Source organism: Streptomyces sp. BE20 (assembly GCF_036322525.1).
GTDB lineage: Bacteria > Actinomycetota > Actinomycetes > Streptomycetales > Streptomycetaceae > Kitasatospora.
This window is the reverse complement of record NZ_JAQYWW010000538.1, coordinates 1-17974: the sequence shown is the minus strand read 5'-3', so window position 1 is coordinate 17974 and position 17974 is coordinate 1. Positions and strand designations below refer to the sequence as shown.

Sequence of the window (17974 nt, the reverse complement as noted above, 5' to 3'; positions counted from 1 at the left end):
GAGGCGTAGGAGGCGCCGCCGCCGCCGTGGACGTGCAGGTCGACGAAGCCGGGGACGACGGTGTACCCGGTCAGGTCGAGGTCACCGGCCGTGGTGGCGCCGCCGAGACCGGCGATCCGGGTGCCCTCGACGGCGAGACGGCCGTGGCCGACCACCCCGCCGGGCAGGACCAGCCGGGCACCGGCCAGTGCAGAACGGTCCGCTGTCACGCGGTCACTACCTCTCTGGGGGACGGGCCGTACCCGTGTGCGGGTCTGTTCGACGGTCACCCGCGGCCACGACGGCTCGGGGTCCCGCTCATGTCCTGGGCGATGCCGGTCCCGTAGGAGACGAGCGGGAGCCCGACGTACCCGGGCACCCGGAGAGAGCTCTCGAAGGACGTTCACGCGAGGCGCCGAACCGGTGCGGCGCCCCTTTGTCCCGCTGTGGTCAGCGGTTGGCGAGGATGCCCAGCAGGCGGGTCACCTCGGCTGCCACCGTGTCCCGGGCCGGCCCGAGGTAGGTGCGCGGATCGGCGGCGTCGGGCCTCGCCCGCAGGCGGTCGCTCACCGTGCGGGTGAAGAGCTTGTTGAGATGGGTGGAGATGTTGACCTTCGCCATGCCGGCCGCGACGGCCTTGGCGAGGTCGGCGTCGTCGACGCCCGAGGAGCCGTGCAGGACCAGGGGCACGTCCAGCGCGGAGCGTAGCCTGGCTATGAGGTCGAGGTCCAGGGCCGCGTCGCGGGTGAGCATCGCGTGGGAGCTGCCCACGGCGACGGCCAGTGCGTCGACGGCGGTCGCCGTGGCGAACGCGAACGCTTCGCGGGGGTCGGTGCGGACACCGGGGGCGTGCGCGCCGTCCTTTCCGCCGATCTCGCCCAGTTCGGCCTCGACCCAGACGCCGGCCCGGTGGCAGTACTCGGTGACCTCCCGGGTGGCGGCGACGTTGGCGTCGTAGGGGAGCTTGGACGCGTCGAACATCACCGAGGTGAACCCGAGCTCGACGGCCTCGTGGACGAGTTCGGGGGACTCGGCGTGGTCGAGGTGGACCGCCACCGGCACGGAGGCCGTCCGGGCGAGCGCGAGGGAGGCCAGGGCGATCGGGGTGAGCGAGCCGTGGTAGCGGGCGGTGTTCTCGCTGATCTGGAGGATGACGGGCAGGGCGGCCTGCTCGGCTCCGGTGACGATCGCCTCGGCGTGTTCGATCTGGACGACGTTGAACGCCCCGACGCCGTAGGCGCCGGCGTGTGCGGGACCGACGATGTCGGCGGTGGGTGTCAGAGGCATGGGGGTTCTCCACGAAGGCGGTGACGGAGCACCGGGCGGGGACGTCGGGACCGCTGTCGCGGGCCGGGCGGTCCGGTCACCCGCCGGGGCGCCCCGGCTCGGCGCGGGACGGGACGGGAGGGCCGGGCCCTCACGCGGCGGCGGGGCCGAGGATCACGGAGCGGGTCAGGTTGCGGGGGCGGTCGGGGTCGTAGCCGCGGCCGGCGGCGAGGCGTACGGCGAGCCGCTGCGCGACGATCAGGTCGGCGAGCGGGTCGAGGGCGCCGGGCGCGTCGGCCGAGGTGGAGTGGAAGTGGCCGCCGACCCGGGCGACGTCGTCGGCCAGGCCCTGGGGGGCGGGGCCGAACAGCCAGGTGACGCGGCCGGGGCCGGTGATGCTGATGGGTCCGTGGCGGTACTCCATGGCGGGGTAGGCCTCGGTCCAGGCCCCCGCGGCCTCGCGCATCTTCAGGCCGGCTTCGAGGGCGAGCCCGTACGTCCATCCCGTCCCGAGGAACGTGATCTGCTCGGCGTCGCTCACCTCGGGGCCCAGTGGGGTCGCGAGGGCGCGCCGAGCGTCCTCGATGGCCTGGACGAGCGGGCGCACCCCGGCCGGCAGGGCGCCTTCGGCCTCCAGGTGGGCGCGGAGCAGGACCAGCGCGGTGGTGGCGAACCGGGTCTGGACGACCGACTCCTCGTCGGCGAAGTCGAGCACGACGGCGTGGTCGGCGACCGTCATGACGGGCGTGGCCGGGTCGGCGGTGAGGGCGGTGGTCGCGACGGAGCCCTTGATCTTCGCCAGCAGGTCGATGACCTCGGTGGTGGTACCGGAGCGGGTGAGCGCCACGACCCGGTCGTAGTCGCGGCCGAGCGGGAACTCGGAGGCCGCGAACGCGTCGGTCTCGCCGTGGCCGCCACCTTCGCGCAACTGCGCGTAGGCGTGGGCCATGAACCAGGAGGTGCCGCAGCCGATCACGGCGACGCGCTCGCCGCGGCGGGGCAGTACCTCGGCGTACGAGCCGACGGACCGGACCGCCCGCGTCCAGGTCTCGGGCTGCGAGGCGATCTCGATCGAGGTACGGGAGGTTTCGAAGGTGGTCACGCGAGTTCCTTGCGTTCGGAGTGGGTCGGAGAACGTGTCCGGTTGCTCAGCATGCTGTTTCACGAACACTCTCAATGTCAAGAGTTGCTCATAAGCTCGCCCAATCGAGCATTATTGAGCATTGAGTGCGACGAGGCGTCCAGGCCCGGGGTCCGGGTGGCGACGAGGCGTCGCGAGCCGGCGTCACTCGGGGCCGGCGTCGGCAGGGGTGGACGGGACCTCCTCCACGGAGATCCTGGTGAGGAGCCGGTGGTAGACGGCGGCATCCACCTCCCCGGCGACCGGGCAGGGGACGGCGGCGGCCGACAGGGCCACCGCGGTCCGGAGGATGTCCGGCCAGGCGGAGCCGGCCTCCAGCCCGGCGGCGATCGCGGCCACGCAGGCGTCGCCGGCGCCCGTCGGATTGCCGGAGAGCTGTTCGGGAGGCGCTGCCCGCCAGGTGCCCTCGGGTGTGACGGCGTGCAGGCCGTCGGGGCCGGCGGACGCGACGACCGTGCGGGCTCCCAGGGCGCGCAGCGCGGCGGCGGCCTGTGCGAGGTCCTCGCAGCCCGTCGCCGCGACGATCTCCTCGGTGTTGGGTTTGATCACGTCGGGGCGGGCCGCCAGGGCGTGGAGGAGGGCGGGGCCGCTGGTGTCGAGCACCGTGTGCGCACCGGCCGCCGCAGCCGTGCGGATGAGCTGTGCGTAGGCATCCGCCGGGAGGCCCGGCGGGGTGCTGCCGCTGAGGACGACCACGCGCGCGCCGGCCGCCAGTGCGGCGAAGTGCTGCCGGAAGAGGTGCCATTCGGCCTCGGTCACGAACGGCCCGCGCCCGTTGAAGACGGTGGCGTCGCCGTCGTCGCGCGAGACGACGGCGAGGGTCCGGCGGGACTCGCCGATCACCTCCAGGAACGCGTTCCGGATGCGGGCGTCGCGCAGTCCGTCGCGGATCCGGCGGCCGGTGGCTCCCCCCACCAGACCGGTCGCCACCGGGTCGCGCCCGAGGGCGCCGAGGACGCGGGCCACGTTGATTCCCTTGCCGCCCGCCCGCTCCTGTGCGGTGTCGACGCGGTGGGACGTGCGGGGCCGCAGGCTGTCGACGCTCCAGGTGGCGTCGAGGGCGGCGTTGAGGGTGACGGTGAGGATCATCGGGCGGGTGCTCCTGTCCCACGTGCGGTCGCGGTGTGCCCGGCCGCCTGCCAGGCCGCGAGGCCCGCACCGAGGCATGCGGCCCGGTCCCCCAGTTCGGCCTGGACGACCAGGGGGCGGCGTTGGAAGGTGAGGCGTTCGACCAGCCCGGCGCGCACGGGGTCGAGCAGCAGCGGGCCTGCTTCGGCGAGACCGCCGCCGAGGACGATCAGTTCCGGTGCGAGCAGGGTGGTGGCGGTCGCCAGCGCTTCCGCCAGCCCCGTCGCCGCACGCTGCCAGACCTCCCGCGCCACGGGGTCGCCCTGCGCGGTCAGGGCCGCGACGTCGGCCGCGCCGGCCACGGCCCGTCCGGTACGCGCGGTGTAGGCGGACGCGACGGCGGCGGCGGACGCCATGGTCTCCAGACAGCCGGTGCCGCCGCACGCACACGCCTCCGTCCCCGACCCGACGACGATGTGGCCGATCTCGCCGGCGTATCCGCCGGCCCGGACCGGCCTGCCGTCACAGACGAGAGCTGCGGCGATGCCGGTGCCGATGGCGACGAAGAGCACGTTCTGCGCTCCCCGGGCCGCCCCCAGGGTGCATTCGGCCACGCCGCCCGCGCGGACGTCGTGGCCCAGGGTGATGGGCAGGCCGGTGCGTTCCTGCAGGAGCGTGGTGAGGGGGAGGTCGCGCCAGCCGAGGTTCGCCGACCAGACGGCTCGCCGGAGGCCGTCGTCGACGATGCCGGGGACCACCACGCCCGCGTGGTGCACGAGCAGTCCGCGCTTGGTGGCCATGCGGTCCAGGGCGAGCAGGGTGTTGGCGATGGTGTCGAGGACCGCGTCAGGCCCGTCGGCGCGGGGCGTGGGCCGGTGCACGGTGTCCAGCGGCCGCAGGCTGTGGTCGAGGACCGCCCCCTTCATGCCGGTGCCGCCGACGTCGAGGGCGATCACGCACCCCTGGGGGGCGGGGCCGGGGGGCCGGGCCGCCGGGTCGGCGTGCTCACGCCGGACGCCGAGCGGGGGGAAGTCTTCGGCCGGGGCCGGGGAACTGTTGCTGCTCATGGATGTCGAACCGCCCTGATGATCGAACATGCGTGATATGCGCATGGAGTATGCGGATTCGTTCAAGATGTATGAGCGAAGTATCCAGACGAGAGCCGGTGGCGTCCAGAGTTCGGCACCCGAAACGTTGTGTGGCATGCGCCAATCGCCCGCGGCACGCGGTGCGCGATGCTGCGGAGCTACGATCAACTCCGCGCATACTTCCCGGGGGGTGGCCGATCGGCCGCTCAGGCGGACCCCGCCTCTCGGTGCGCGGTACCGGAGTTCCAGGGCGAAGAGGGGATACTGCGCATGTCCAAGCAGGAACGGTGGAGCAGGCTGCTCGAACTGCTGGCGGTCGACGGCAAGCTGGACGTCGAGGAGGCGGCTACTTCGGTCGCGGTGTCACCGGCGACCATCCGGCGCGACCTCGACGAGCTGGCCGAGCAGCGACTGCTCGTCCGCACGCGCGGTGGCGCGATCGCGCACGGCGTCTCCTACGAGCTCCCGATGCGCTACAAGTCCTCGCGGCGTGTCTCGGAGAAGCAGCGCATAGCGATCGCCGTGGCAGAACTTCTGGGCGAGGGGGACGTCGTCGGTCTCAACGGCGGCACCACCACCACCGAGGTCGCCCGGGCGCTGGTGCTCCGGGCGGGCGGGGGGCCCTCCGAACGCCCGGAGAGCACCTCGGGGCCGATGTACACGGTCGTCACCAACTCCCTGAACATCGCCGGCGAACTGGCGGTCCGCCCGCAGTTCAAGCTCGTGGTGACCGGTGGCGTGGCGCGCCCCCAGACCTATGAACTGGTCGGCCCGCTGACCGAGGGCGTGTTGAACCAGGTGGTGCTCGACGTCGCTGTGCTGGGGGTGGACGGCGTGGACCCGCGGCTCGGCGTGATGACGCACCACGAGGACGAGGCTGGCATCAGCCGGCTCTTCGCGGAGCGCGCCCGGAAGGTGATCCTCGCGACGGACTCGTCCAAGATGGGCAGACGTGCCTTCGCCCGGATCTGCGGCCTGGACCGGATCGACGTGCTCGTCACCGACTCCGACCTCGACCCCGACATGGCGGCGCGGTTCGTCGAGGCGGGTGTCGAGGTCATCGGCGTCTGACGCTCTCGCGCCGCACCCGCGCCGCCGGAAGGGTTCGCCCACCCTCCGGCGGCGCCGCCGTTTCCGGGGGGCACGGCTCACTCCCGCTCCGCCGGGCTTCCGCGGCCGGGCCGCGCGGCCGGCGTCCGCGCCCGGGGTCCGTACCGTCCGGGGCCCGCGCCGGCCGGAGCCCGTACGGCGGGGACCAGCGGACGCCGCGGCAGAACCCTCCGGCGTCCGAGCCGCCCCCCTTCCCTCCCGTGGGGGAAAGTGGCACCGTCGAGCGGAACAGCCGCGGTACCCGCAGGCGTCCGTGGTCGATCACGTGCCCCGACCGGAGGGCTCGCACGGCTCCGCCCCTGCCCGCCCGCGCCTCGCGGTCGCGACCAGGGCGCCGAGCGGCCCAACTCCTCGGCCCCGCGGGCCCGGCAGCTGTCCGGTTGGCATCGTTTGCGTAACAGGCCTGGTTCCCGGTCCCCTCCTCGTGTTTACTGTGCCCACAGCAGATGCTCGTTTATGAGCGAAACGCGGATGAATATTTCATCTGTGCGCATGCTCCGGAATCTGCAGCAGTTCCCAGACCCCCACTGGGCCGCGTCGTTGCGACCGGCCAGGAGACAAGGCGGTACTGACGATGAACAAGCGGTCTTTCGCGGCGGCCTGTGCCTGCGCCGTCGGCGCACTCACCCTCACGGCTTGCGGCAGCGGCGGCGGCGGCGCGTCGCAGGGCGAGGACGTCACCCTGAAGCTGGTGGCCGCCGACTACGGCGACAAGGCCTCGAACAGCTCGGCGGCCTACTGGAAGGACGTGGCGCAGCGGTTCACCGCCGCCAACCCGAAGATCAAGGTCGACGTCCAGGTGATCAACTGGAACGACATCGACTCGCAGGTCAAGACGATGATCCAGAGCGGCAACGTCCCGGACGTCCTCCAGACCGGCGGCTACGCGGACAAGGTCGCCGACGACCTGCTGTACCGGGCGGACGAGGTGCTGTCGGAGAAGACCCGCAGCAACCTGATCGACAGCTTCGCCAAGGCCGGCGAGGTCAAGGGCGTCCAGTACGGCATCCCGTTCGTCTCCTCGGCCCGGGCGTTCTTCTACAACAAGGCGGTGTTCGCCCAGGCGGGCATCACCGAGGCGCCCAAGAGCTGGGACGACCTCAAGGCCGCGGCCGAGAAGATCAAGGCGAAGGTGCCGGGCGTGACCCCCTACGCGCTGCCGCTCGGCCCGGAGGAGGCGCAGGGCGAGTCGCTGATCTGGGAGCTCGGCAACGGCGGCGGCCTCACGGACGCCCAGGGCAAGTACACGCTGAACAGCCAGGCCAACATCGAGTCGTTCAGCTGGCTGAAGACGAACCTCGTCGAGCCCGGCCTGACCTACGCCAACCCCGCGACGACGGACCGTAAGACCGCCTTCGCGGACTTCGCGGCCGGCAAGGCCGCGATGCTCAACGGCCACCCCTCCCTGATCCAGATGTCCAAGGAGGGCAAGGTCGACTACGGGGTCGCGCCGATCCCCGGCAAGGCGGGGGCGCTGAAGTCCACGCTGGGCGTCGCCGACTGGATGATGGCGTTCAAGGACAACGGCCACAAGGAGCAGGTCCGCACGTTCCTCGACTTCGCGTACTCGAAGGAGAACACGCTGAAGTTCGACGAGATGTACGACCTGATGCCGGTCACCGAGGACACGCTCCAGGAGATGACCGGCAACGGCAAGCACCAGGACCTCGAACCCTTCTTCTCGCTGCTGCCGAACGCGGTCTTCTACCCGCTGGGCGACACCGCCTGGGACGCGGTCTCCGCCGAGATCAAGAAGAGCGGCGGTACGGCCGTGAGCGACCCGGCCAAGGTGCTGGGAGAGCTGCAGAAGAAGGCCCAGGAGACGGTCTCCGACCAGTAGGCAGCCCGCGAACCGCACTGTCACGGAAGGCAGGCACTCCCTCGTGTCCCCCACATCATCCACATCAGGCTCCGGCCGCAAGGGCAAGGGCAAGGGCAAGGGCAGGGGCGGCCTGGCCCGGCTGGGGCCGCTGCCCTGGATCGGCCCGGCCGTCCTGCTCATCGTCCTGGTCGTCCTCTGGCCGGTCTACGAGATGGTCCGCACCTCGTTCCTGAAGATCAGCAGCAGCGGATTCGTCCGGGGCTCGGCCGGGTTCGACAAGTACAAGCAGTTGTTCGAGGAGCCGTCGCTGCCCTCGGTCGTCCTGTCGACCGTGGTCTGGACCGTGGTCGTGGTCGGCGCCACCATGCTGGTCTCGTTGGCGCTGGCCCAGCTCTTCAACCAGAAGTTCCCCGGCCGGCGCGTCACCCGCTGGGCGCTCATCGCACCGTGGGCCGCCTCGGTCGTCATGACCGCCATCGGCTTCAAGTGGATGCTCAACCAGACCGCGGGCGTCCTCAACACGCTGATGACCGACCTGGGTATCATCGACGGCCCCCAGGACTGGCTGGGCGACCCCTCGACGGCCTGGCCCTGGATGATGTTCGTGGCGGTGTTCGTCTCCCTGCCCTTCACCACCTACACCCTGCTCGCGGGTCTGCAGACCGTCCCCGGCGAGATCTACGAGGCGGCCAGGGTGGACGGTGCCAACCCCTGGCAGACCTACCTGCGCATCACCCTCCCGCTGCTGAGGCCGGCGTTCCTCGTCGGTGTCGTCATCAACCTCATCAACGTCTTCAACTCCTTCCCCATCATCTGGAGCATGACCCACGGTGGCCCGGACAGCGACACCGCCACCACCACCGTGTTCATGTACCAGCTCAAGAACTCCGACATCGGCCAGTCCGCGGCGATGTCCGTCGTGAACTTCGCCCTCGTCGTGGTCATGGTCGTCGTCTTCCTCAAGGCCAGCCGCTGGAACCAGGAGGAGAGCTGATGGCCCAGCCCACCATCACCCCCGCCGACACCGTCCGGCCCGCCCAGACCCCCCGCATCCCCCCGGGAGGCACCCGGCCCGGCACGCCACGAGCCCCCCGCACGCTGCGCCCGCGCACGCTGCTGGTCGCAGCCGTCGCCTGGATGCTGGCGGCCGTGTTCCTGCTGCCGTACGCGGAGATGGTGATCACCGCGCTGCGGCCGGCGAGCGAACTGCGCGACGCGACCTACCTGCCGAGCGAGTTCAAGTGGGCGAACTTCGTCGACGTGTGGCGCGAGTCGCACCTCGGGGACAACCTCCGCGTCACGCTGCTGGTCGCCGCGGGATCCACCCTGCTCGTCCTGCTGGTCGCCGTCCCCGCCGCGTACTACACCGCCCGCGTGAAGTTCCGGGGACGCAACCTGTTCCTCCTGCTGGTGCTCGTCACCCAGATGTTCCAGCCCACCTCCCTGCTGGTCGGCCTCTACCGCGAGTTCTACCAGCTGGACATGCTCAACTCGGTGTGGACCCTGATCCTGTGCAACGCGGCCTTCAACCTGGCCTTCGCCATCTGGATCCTCACCGCCTACTTCGCCTCCATCCCCGAAGCCCTGGAGGAGTCCGCCATGATCGACGGGCTGGGACGGGGAGGGGCTCTCCTGCGGATCACCCTGCCGCTGGCGATGCCCGGGGTCGTCACCGCGATGATCTTCACCTTCATCGCGGCCTGGAACGAGTTCGTCATGGGTCTGACGCTCTCCACCATCCCGGAGAACCAGCCGCTGACGGTGGGTATCAACAGCTTCATCGGCAACTACACCGTCCAGTGGAACTTCCTGTTCGCCGGCTCGGTCATCGCGATCGTCCCCGTCGTCATCCTCTTCGCGCTCATCGAGCGGAAGGTCGTCTCCGGACTCACCGCCGGATCCGTCAAGTAACCCCCCCGACCGCCCGCCCCCCCGTCCCCCGACTGCGGGGGGCGGGCCCTTTCCTTTCCCCGGCCGGTCACGCGACCGGCCGGCCTCCGGCGGCCACCGCACGAAGGGGAACCCGTGGCACCACACCGCCACGGCCCCGTCCCCGGCCGCCCCCCCACGGTGGTCCCCCTCCCGACGGCCGGTCCGTGGGGGTCGCCGGTCCGGCCGACGGCCGGGGCGCCGGGGCGCCGAGATGAGCTGAGGCACGATATGAGCGACACAGTCGTCAACGAGGGGTTCCGGCCCCCGGCGGTGCCGGCCCGCCGCCGGGAACCGGCGCCGGACCACCCGGGCGCGGACCGGGGGACCGTGATCGCGCTGGAGGCGGGCGCCACCTACATCAAGGGGTACGCCCTGGGCCCCGACGGGGTCCTGCGGGACGGGGAACGCTGGTTCACGCGTCCCGAACGCGGACCGGACGCCGTGCTGGAGAGCGTCCTGACCTGCGCCGCCACGCTCGCCGAACGCTGCCGCCCCACCGCTGCGGGCGTCATCCTTCCCGGCACCGTCGACGACACCTCCGGCCGGGCGGTACGCGCCACCGCGCTGGGGTGGCAGGAGATCCCGGTCCGGGACTGGGTGGCCGAGCACCTGGAGCTTCCCGTGGCCGTCGGGCACGACGGGCGCGCGGGCGGCCTCGCCGAGGCGCACGCGGGAGCCGGCCGGGACTGCCGGGACTTCCTGTTCGTCTCGGTGGGGGACGGCATCGCCGCGGCGGTCGTCCGTGCGGGCCGGGCCGTTCCGGGGGCCCCGCACGCAGTCGGAGAGCTCGGCCACACCGTGGTCCGGCCCGGGGGAGACCCGTGCCACTGCGGCGCGCGCGGCTGCCTGGAGACCGTGGCCTCGGCCGCCGCCGTGGCCCGCCGCTACGCACGGGCGACCGGATGGCGCGGGGTCGACGTCCGGGAGGTGTACCACCGGGCGGACGCCGGGGAGCCCGCCGCCCTGGCCGTCTGCGGTCAAGCCGCGGAAGCCCTGGCCGACGTGCTGGCCACGGCGATCGGCCGGTACGCCCCCGAGCGGGTGGTCATCGCCGGCCGGTCCGTCGACGCGGGTGCCGCGCGCCTCGCGCCCCTTCAGGAGGCCCTCGCCGGCCGACTGGGGGCTCCGGCCGTTCCCGAGCTGCGGGTCGCCCGGTTCGGTGCCACGGCGGGCTGCATGGGGGCGGCCTTCCTGGCCCGGGACCTGGTGCGCGCACCCACGGACCGGTGACTCCCGCACCGCCCGGCCCGGAACTCCCCGTGCCGTGCCCGTGCCGTGCGTGGCGCGGTGGCGGCGGACGGTGACCGTCGGCCGGTGCGGAGGAAAGAGACCCGCGAACGGACGAAATCTACGATCGCGTAGGCCTTGACGGCGCCCGAACCCCCTGGCACCTTCATGGTTGAAGTTGCTCACAAATTGCGAAATTAAAGCAGATGCGAGCAGATTCGATGCTCTGCCGCCCTGTGTGCCGCATGTTCCGTTGACACGGCACGGGCAGCCCGCAGCGCGGCAGGATCCCGGCGGGGTGCGCGCCGGCGTCGTTCGCCGAGACCTACCCCAGCGGTCCGACGTCTCGACCCCGAGCCTCGCGCCCCCTCGCCGTCGGCGCGCATCGCGCCCCCTTCGGCCGCCCACCCGGTGTGCGGCCCCGCCTTCCCCCCAGAAGGAGTCACCCTCATGCGCTGGTTGCCCCGACGAGGCAGACGCCTCGTCGCACTCGCCACAGCCGCCGTCACCCTCCCGCTCTCGGCCTCGCTCTCCCAGGCGGCCGCGGCTCCTCCCACGCCCACCCCCGCTCCCTACGCGCTGGTGCCGCAGCCGGTCTCGCAGCAGGCGGTGGCGGGCGAGGGGTTCACCCTCACCCCGCAGACCCGGATCTCCGTCCTCTCCCGGGAGTCGGACTCGCTGGGCGTCGGCAAGTACCTCTCCAAGCTCCTGGCCCCCTCCACGGGCTACGACCTGAAGGTCGTCAAGGACACCCGGGCGCCGAAGAACGCCATCGTCCTCGACCCCGACGGCCCCAAGAAGCTCGGAGCCGAGGGCTACACCATCTCGTCCGGCAAGAACGGCGTCGTCGTCAAGGCGCACGGGGCCGAAGGCCTGTTCCGCGGCGTGCAGACCCTGCGCCAGCTGCTCCCCGCCGCGGTCGAGTCCCGCACCAAGCAGTCCCGCACGTGGACCGTCTCGCCCGTGGAGATCAACGACGCGCCGCGGTACGAGTACCGGGGCGTGATGCTGGACGTCGCCCGTCGCTTCTTCCCCGTCGACCAGGTCAAGCGCTATATCGACGAGGCCGCCGCGTACAAGATCAACACGCTGCACCTGCACCTCACCGACGACCAGGGCTGGCGCATCGCCATCGACGCCCTGCCGAGCCTCACCAAGGTCGGCGCCAGCACCCAGAGCGGCTTCACCGGCGGTACCGGCTGGTACTACACGAAGGAGGACTACAAGGAGATCGTCTCCTACGCCTCCTCCCGGTTCATGACCGTGGTCCCCGAGATCGACGGCCCCGGCCACACCATGGCCGCCCTCGCCTCGGTGCCCGAGCTGAACTGTGACAACAAGGCCAAGGCCCCGTACTCCGGCTTCGACGTCGGCATCAGCCTCTACTGTCTGGAGGACGGCACGCACGTCGGGAACGTGCGGCGCTTCCTGAAGACCGTCATCAAGGAGGTCTCCAAGCTCACCCCCGGCCCCTACATCCACCTCGGCGGCGACGAGACCCCGCAGGCCACCCCGGAGAGGTACGCCGCCTACGTCAAGGCGGCCACCGAGGCCACCGTCGGACGGGACAAGACCGTGATGGGCTGGCACCAGCTCGGCCAGTCCGCCATCCCCTCCGGCAGCATCATGCAGTACTGGGGCGAGGACGACGACCGGGAGAGCATCGGCACCGCGGAGGAGACCGAGAGCATCCGCTTCGTCCGCAACGGAGTCTCCCAGGGCGCCAAGTTCGTCATGTCCCCCTCGGACCACGCCTACCTGGACATGAAGTACGACGTCTCCACTCCCTACGGTCTGAGCTGGTCCGGGTACGTGCCGGTGCAGCGCTCCTACGAGTGGGACCCGGCGACCATCACCGGCAAGATGGACGGCACCGGCTCCATCGTCCCGGCCAAGAAGATCGCCGGCGTCGAGGCCGCCCTGTGGGCCGACCGCGCCTACGAGGGCAGCGGCTCGCTGCCGACCCCGAGCACCAAGTGGCCCGAGCCCCAGGCCTACGCCGACTACATGAGCTTCCCCCGCCTGCCCGCCCTCGCCGAGGTCGGCTGGTCCCCGCAGTCCGCCCGTGACTGGGACGGCTTCCGCCAGCGCCTGGCCCAGCACGGACCGCGCTGGACCGCGGCCGGCATCGCCTACCACGCCGCCCCGGGCATCCCCTGGCCCGGCACCGTGCGCACCGTGGAGGGCGTCCACAGCCTTGAGGCCGGCGGCGTCGCCCTGGAGAACGGCGGCTCCTCGTCCGACGGCTCCGACCTGCTGATGTGGGCACCCAACCGCGGGAACAACCAGACCTGGACCATCGCCCCGCAGTCCGACGGTACCTACACCCTGACCAACAAGAGCTCCGGCAAGTGCGCCGAGGCCACCGGCGGTGCCGGCAGCACCGTCGTCCAGCGGGCCTGCAACGGCCAGACCGGCCAGCGCTGGAAGATCACCCCGACCGCCAACGACCGGCACACCATCACCTCCGCCGGCACCGGCCTGCTGCTGACCGCCGCCTCGGCCGCCAACGGCGCCAAGGCGACCCAGCAGCCCGACACCGGCTCCACCCTGCAGCGCTGGTCCGTCGACTGACCGACCACGCCCCGGGCCACCGCCCGACCCCCGCTCCGGACGTGCCTCGTCCGGAGCGGGGGTGCGTCGGTGCCCGCCACGCTTCTCCCACACGAGCGGCACGGGCGGCACGAGCGGCACGAGGTCGCACGCCGCACGGCGGGCCGAGGCGCGGGGGCGTCCGAGCGCGGGCACCGGGAGGCCGCCGCCGCGGCGGACCGGGATTCAGTCCTGCGGTCCGCTCGTCCGGGTGAGGTCGGCGCGGGTGGTGGAGAGTTTGGCCAGGACACGCGCCACGTGGTTCTCGACGGTGCGCGGGGAGAGGAACAGGATGGCGGCGATCTCCTTGTTGGTCGCCCCGGAGGCGAGCAGGTCGCGGACCTGCACCTCGCGGGGGGACAGCCGGTCGCCGTAGCCGGCCCGGCCGCGCGGGTTGGGGGTCGCCCGGCCGGCTTCGCGCAGCAGGTGGTGGCAGCGGGCCGCGTCGGAGGTCGCCCCGAGCTGTTCGAACGTGGTGACCGGCCCGGCCAGACGGGTGATGGTCTCGGCGGGGTCGGTACGGGTGCGGGCGGCGTGCTCGGCGGCGAGGGCGGCCCGGTAGGGCCGGCCGATGCCGATCCACTGCGCCGCCGCCAGGTCGAAGGCCGCCATCGCCCCGTCGGGGTCGGTGGCCCGCAGCAGCAGGCCCCGGCACAGGTGGTGTTCGGCGACGGCTCCGGGCGCGTCGCGGCCTTCGGTGGCGGTGGCGTGGCGTGCGGCGAGGGCTTGGGCCTCGTCGGCGCGGTCCAGGGCGAGGAGGGTCTCGACGGCGGTGGGCACGAGGTCCCAGGCGTAGGCCCAGGCCTCCTTGCGGGCGAGGAACCCGAGGAAGTCGAGCGGGTCGGTGAGGCTCCGCCAGGCGGTTTCGGGCTCGTGGCGCGCGAGTTGGAGGCGGGCGGTGCCGGCGGCCGCGGCGAGCGAGTCCAGGTGCAGGCCGCCGCGGGTGAGGACCTCGCCGAAGTCGCCGGCGGCCTGGGCGGTGAGGCCGCGGGCAGCGGCGGTCAGGCCCCGCACGGTGGCCAGCAGCCCGCCGGACCCCAGGGGACTGTGGGGGTGGCGCTCGTGGAAGGCGGCCAGGCCGTGCGCGGCGTCGTCCCAGCGGCCGGCCTGCCAGTCGAGCACGATCTGGTGACAGTCCAGGTAGAGGTCCAGCACGGGCAGGTGGATGCGCGGTGCCATGGCCCGTGTCTCGGCGACGGCGGCTGCGGCCCGCGCGTCGTTGCCGACGGCGAAGGAGCGGCCGATGCTGCCACAGATGACCATGGCCGTGCCCTGGAGCACCTGCACGTCGGCATCCTCGCGGGGCAGCGACGCCAGCAGCCCGGGGACGATCGGGTCGGCCGCGATGGCCAGCAGGAAGAGACGGGCGAGGTCGAGCATCGAACGGGCCCTGGGGTCCTGGTGACCTGCCAGCAGGGCGTAGCCGCGTTCGACCATGGCCCGCTGCTCGGCGAGCGCGAACCGGCCCGTCTCCGACACGCCCAGCAGGGCGAGCAGCCTGGCGGCGGAGACCGGATCGCCTTCCCCCACCTCGGCCAGGGCGGTGAGCAGTTCCTCCTCACCGGAGAGGTCACCGGCCTGGTAGATCAGGAACATCCCCAGGCTGCTCCTGATCCCGCCGCGGACCGGAACGGGCAGACCGGGCAGCCGCAGGATCCTGCGCAGGGCGGCAGCGGTCGTGGTGTACTCGGTGCCGACCGACACCGCGTAGGCCATGGCCGGCGCCGCCCGGCCGAGTTGTTCGGGGGTGAGGTCGGGCTGTTCGAGGATCTCGCCCAGCAGCGCTGCCGCGGTGCCGTGGTCGCCGACACCGGCGGCCCCGTCGGCCGCCTCCTGGGCCCGGAGCAGCCAGGCCGCCCGGTCGCCCAGGGCGCGGGTGTGGTGGGCGATCTGCACCAGCGGCGGCGGGTTCCGCGTCTCCAGCGCGGCGAGGACGCGCCGGTGGTTCCGGGTGCGCACCGGCCCCGGGAGGCCGTCGTAGACGGCCTCCTGCGCGAGGACGTGCGCGAACCCGTAGGTGTCCGGACCCGTCTGCCGCAGGACCGCCGCGGCCACCGCCTCCTGCAGGGCGGCGGCCGTGCGGTCCTCGTCCAGGCCTGCCGCCCGGGCCAGCAGCGCCTCCCCGGCCGGCACCGCCAGTACCGCCGCGGCGTCCACCAGTGCCGCCGCGTCAGGGCCCAGCCGCCCCCTGCGTTCGGCCAGCACCTCACGCAGGCTCCGCGGCACCCGCAGCACGGCCGCGTCCGCGTCGGCCGGCGAATCCGCGAGCGTGATCAGATCCCCGCCGCCCGGCCCGGCCACCCGCTCCAGCCGGGGCGAGCCCGCGAGCGAGAGCAGGTCCTCCTCGATCACCAGCGGCAGGCCCCCGCTGCGTTCCAGCAGCGTCCGCACCAGCTCCGGCGCCGGCTCACCGCCGAGCACGTCCCGTGCCATCGCCCTCAGTTCGGCCTCACCGAGCGGGCCGAGCCGGATCTCCACGCCGCCCGTTCCCGGCGAACGCCGGAACGGCGCGCCCAGCACGGGCGCGCCTGCGGGAAGGTCCTCCGCCCGGTACGTCAGCACCATCGCCGTGTCGGCCGGCATGTCCCGGGCCAGCAGGAGCAGCAGCTCGCGGGTCGCCTCGTCCGCCCAGTGCACGTCCTCCACCACCAGCGCCACCGGTGCCACCGCCTCCAGCAGCGTCCGGACCGCCGACACCACCCGGAACCGCTGCACGCCGGGCCCGGACGCGCCCGGTACGGCCGGCGGCGGCTCCGCGGGCAGAGCGTCGGCCAGATCCGGCAGCAGCGGCGCGAGCGCGCCGGCCGAGGCGCCCAGCCGTTGCGCCGGCGGAAGCCAGGGCCCGACCCGGCGCAGCGCGTCGATCACCGGCCCGTAGGCCAGCGGTTCACGCAACGGGTGGCAGCCGCCCACCAGGACCCGCAGGCCGTCGGCGCCCAGTGCGGCCGACGCTTCGGTGACCAGCCGCGACTTGCCGATCCCGGCCTCCCCCTCCACCAGGATCACCGCCGGGCGCGTCTCGGAGACCGCGTCCACCAACGCCCGGACCTCCACCGTGCGTCCCGCGAAGGCGCACCCCCGGGCCTCGCTGGAGAGCGTTCTGCCACCGTGGTCGTCCACACCGTGCTCCCATCGGACCCGCGGCCTCCACGGCGGGACGGGGCGGGCTGTCGTGCCCCCGCCCCTCCACCGTAGCGCCGCCCCGGCAGGCGGGGGCCGCAGGTCAGGTCCCGGCGAGGACGAGCTGCCCGGTGGTCTCGTTCAGTACCAGTTGTGCGGCGGGGGCCAGTGCGCGGTCCGTGACGAAGCAGTCGATCTCCGGGAGCGTGGCGAAGGCGCTGAGGCCGACGACGTCCCACTTGCTGTGGTCGGCGACGACGACCACCCTCCGTGCCGAGGCGATCAGGGTCCGGTTGGTCTGGGCCTCCGCGAGGTTGGGGGTGGTGAGGCCGGCGCGTTCGGAGACTCCGTGGGCGCCCATGATCAGGACGTCCACGTGCAGGGATCTGATCGCCTGGTCGGCCAGTGGGCCGACGAGTGCGGCGGAGGGGGTGGGTGTGCCTCCGGTGAGGAGGAGGACGGGTGCGTTGCCGTTGCCGTTCTCCGCGGCGGTGCGGACGAGGTCGGCGACGGGGAGGGAGTTGGTGACCAGGGTGAGGCCGGGGATGTCGAGGAGTTGCCGGGCGACGGCGAAGGCGGTGGTCCCCGCTCCGACGGCGACGACGCTTCCGGGTTCGACGAGTGCGGCGGCGGCGCTCGCCAGGGCCTCCTTGGCGGAGGGTTCCAGCTGGGACTTGGCCTCGAAGTCGGGTTCCTCGACGAGGGTGCTGACGACGGCTCCGCCGTAGGTCTTCTCGATCGCGCCGGTGCGGGCCAGGGCTTCCAGGTCCCGACGTACGGTCATGTCGGAGACGCCGAACCGGTCGGCGAGCTCCGCCACCCGTACCGCTCCGTCGCGACGCACGCGGTCGAGGATGAGCGCCCTTCGCTGGGGTGCCAGCAGCCCCGTGTCCTCCACGATCTCACTCCGACTTTTCACGCCGCGGCCGGCGGCTACCACGGTCGGCGCATGAAAGCACCATGGCTCACAGGATAGGGGTGCGTACGAGCGGTCGGTGCCGTAATTCCCCGCCGGTATTGAACATAAAACAACACTCAATCCAAGGGAGGGTGAGAGGCGTTGTGCTTTGGTGTGCGGGCCGGGGTCAACACCCGCCTGGTAATGACGATGCGTGGTGGTACGTATGCCCGCGGTGCATGATTCCCGCCCGGTTCGGCCCGTACGCCGGTGAATCGGACAGAACCCTTGACACAACCGAACGGCACTTCGAAACTCTCCATCACCCCGATTGTTTGCGCGAACATCAGCAACGGACGTGCTGGCGCCGGCTGTCGGGCCACCCCCCACCCATGATGCGCCCGCGACCGCTTCCCCCCACCCCGCCCGGGACACGGGCGGCGGGATACCGGCGCGGCCACCGGCGTGCAGTCGGCCCCACCGGCCGGACGTGTCGCCGTGCCCGCAGGCGGTCCGCGGGCGCATCGCCAACGAAGGACGAGTAAGAATGCTGCGTTTGAGAACGGCTGTCGGCGGTGCCGTCCTGGCCCTGTGCGTCTCCCTGGTCCAGGGCGCCGGGCAGGCCGAGGCGGCCGCCGTGACCGTCGTCAACGGGACCCAGTTCGCGGACACCGCGGGCAATCCGCTGCACGCCCACGGCGGCGGTGTGATCAAGGTCGGTCGGTACTACT

12 protein-coding genes and 2 pseudogenes are annotated in these 17974 nt (G+C 72.6%); 7 read left to right on the top strand and 7 right to left on the bottom strand.

Features of this window, described 5'->3' with window-relative positions; genetic code table 11:
• The 5 genes and pseudogenes from PUR61_RS08785 to PUR61_RS08765 all read right to left on the bottom strand — a co-directional run.
• Positions 1-209 (bottom strand): annotated as a pseudogene (locus PUR61_RS08785) (N-acetylglucosamine-6-phosphate deacetylase); the annotation flags it as partial.
• Between the two features lie 220 nt (positions 210-429).
• Complete coding sequence (locus tag PUR61_RS08780; RefSeq protein ID WP_329877455.1) at positions 430-1266, bottom strand: class II fructose-bisphosphate aldolase; 837 nt, start codon at positions 1264-1266, stop codon at positions 430-432.
• Between the two features lie 130 nt (positions 1267-1396).
• On the bottom strand, positions 1397-2347 hold the full coding sequence (locus PUR61_RS08775; protein WP_329877453.1) for an SIS domain-containing protein: 951 nt from the start codon (positions 2345-2347) through the stop codon (positions 1397-1399).
• Between the two features lie 183 nt (positions 2348-2530).
• On the bottom strand, positions 2531-3475 hold the full coding sequence (locus tag PUR61_RS08770) for a 1-phosphofructokinase family hexose kinase (RefSeq protein ID WP_329877451.1): 945 nt from the start codon (positions 3473-3475) through the stop codon (positions 2531-2533).
• A complete protein-coding gene (locus PUR61_RS08765) occupies positions 3472-4521 on the bottom strand; it encodes an ROK family protein (RefSeq protein ID WP_329877449.1) in 1050 nt (349 codons plus the stop codon). The genes PUR61_RS08770 and PUR61_RS08765 overlap by 4 nt, the downstream gene beginning before the upstream one ends.
• A 291-nt stretch (positions 4522-4812) precedes the next feature.
• On the opposite strand from PUR61_RS08765, the gene PUR61_RS08760 reads away from it, so the two are divergent.
• The 6 genes from PUR61_RS08760 (at position 4813) to PUR61_RS08735 (ending at position 13207) form a co-directional block, all read left to right on the top strand.
• Positions 4813-5613, top strand: coding sequence for a DeoR/GlpR family DNA-binding transcription regulator (locus PUR61_RS08760; protein ID WP_329877447.1), 801 nt, complete (start codon positions 4813-4815; stop codon positions 5611-5613).
• A 613-nt stretch (positions 5614-6226) separates the two neighbouring features.
• Positions 6227-7492, top strand: a complete 1266-nt coding sequence (locus PUR61_RS08755) for an extracellular solute-binding protein (RefSeq protein WP_329877445.1) — start codon at positions 6227-6229, stop codon at positions 7490-7492.
• Between the two features lie 43 nt (positions 7493-7535).
• Positions 7536-8468, top strand: coding sequence for a carbohydrate ABC transporter permease (locus PUR61_RS08750; protein WP_329877443.1), 933 nt, complete (start codon positions 7536-7538; stop codon positions 8466-8468).
• On the top strand, positions 8468-9385 hold the full coding sequence (locus tag PUR61_RS08745; RefSeq protein WP_329877441.1) for a carbohydrate ABC transporter permease: 918 nt from the start codon (positions 8468-8470) through the stop codon (positions 9383-9385). Before PUR61_RS08750 ends, PUR61_RS08745 begins: the two co-directional genes overlap by 1 nt.
• A 249-nt stretch (positions 9386-9634) precedes the next feature.
• Positions 9635-10636 (top strand): ROK family protein, encoded by a 1002-nt coding sequence (locus tag PUR61_RS08740; RefSeq protein ID WP_329877439.1) that lies wholly within the window; start codon positions 9635-9637, stop codon positions 10634-10636.
• Between the two features lie 447 nt (positions 10637-11083).
• Positions 11084-13207: a family 20 glycosylhydrolase gene (locus tag PUR61_RS08735; RefSeq protein ID WP_329877437.1), complete on the top strand. Its 2124-nt coding sequence runs from the start codon at positions 11084-11086 to the stop codon at positions 13205-13207.
• A 204-nt stretch (positions 13208-13411) separates the two neighbouring features.
• On the opposite strand, the gene PUR61_RS08730 is transcribed toward PUR61_RS08735, so the two are convergent.
• Positions 13412-16345 carry a helix-turn-helix transcriptional regulator gene (locus PUR61_RS08730; RefSeq protein WP_329877435.1) on the bottom strand — a complete coding sequence of 978 codons (2934 nt, stop codon included), beginning with the start codon at positions 16343-16345 and terminating at the stop codon, positions 13412-13414.
• A gap of 103 nt (positions 16346-16448) precedes the next feature.
• Complete coding sequence (locus PUR61_RS08725; protein WP_329877457.1) at positions 16449-17246, bottom strand: DeoR/GlpR family DNA-binding transcription regulator; 798 nt, start codon at positions 17244-17246, stop codon at positions 16449-16451.
• Positions 17247-17790: 544 nt separating this feature from the next.
• Between PUR61_RS08725 and PUR61_RS08720 the strand changes: the two are divergent.
• Positions 17791-17974 (top strand): annotated as a pseudogene (locus PUR61_RS08720) (beta-xylosidase); the annotation flags it as partial.

Excerpts from the sequence above, each read along its gene's own strand:
- PUR61_RS08745 (WP_329877441.1), top strand. The coding sequence starts at position 8,468 with ATGGCCCAGCCCACCATCACCCCCGCCGACACCGTCCGGCCCGCCCAG.
- PUR61_RS08765 (WP_329877449.1), bottom strand. The coding sequence starts at position 4,521 with ATGAGCAGCAACAGTTCCCCGGCCCCGGCCGAAGACTTCCCCCCGCTC.
- PUR61_RS08760 (WP_329877447.1), top strand. The coding sequence starts at position 4,813 with ATGTCCAAGCAGGAACGGTGGAGCAGGCTGCTCGAACTGCTGGCGGTC.
- PUR61_RS08740 (WP_329877439.1), top strand. The coding sequence starts at position 9,635 with ATGAGCGACACAGTCGTCAACGAGGGGTTCCGGCCCCCGGCGGTGCCG.
- PUR61_RS08735 (WP_329877437.1), top strand. The coding sequence starts at position 11,084 with ATGCGCTGGTTGCCCCGACGAGGCAGACGCCTCGTCGCACTCGCCACA.
- PUR61_RS08770 (WP_329877451.1), bottom strand. The coding sequence starts at position 3,475 with ATGATCCTCACCGTCACCCTCAACGCCGCCCTCGACGCCACCTGGAGC.
- PUR61_RS08755 (WP_329877445.1), top strand. The coding sequence starts at position 6,227 with ATGAACAAGCGGTCTTTCGCGGCGGCCTGTGCCTGCGCCGTCGGCGCA.
- PUR61_RS08780 (WP_329877455.1), bottom strand. The coding sequence starts at position 1,266 with ATGCCTCTGACACCCACCGCCGACATCGTCGGTCCCGCACACGCCGGC.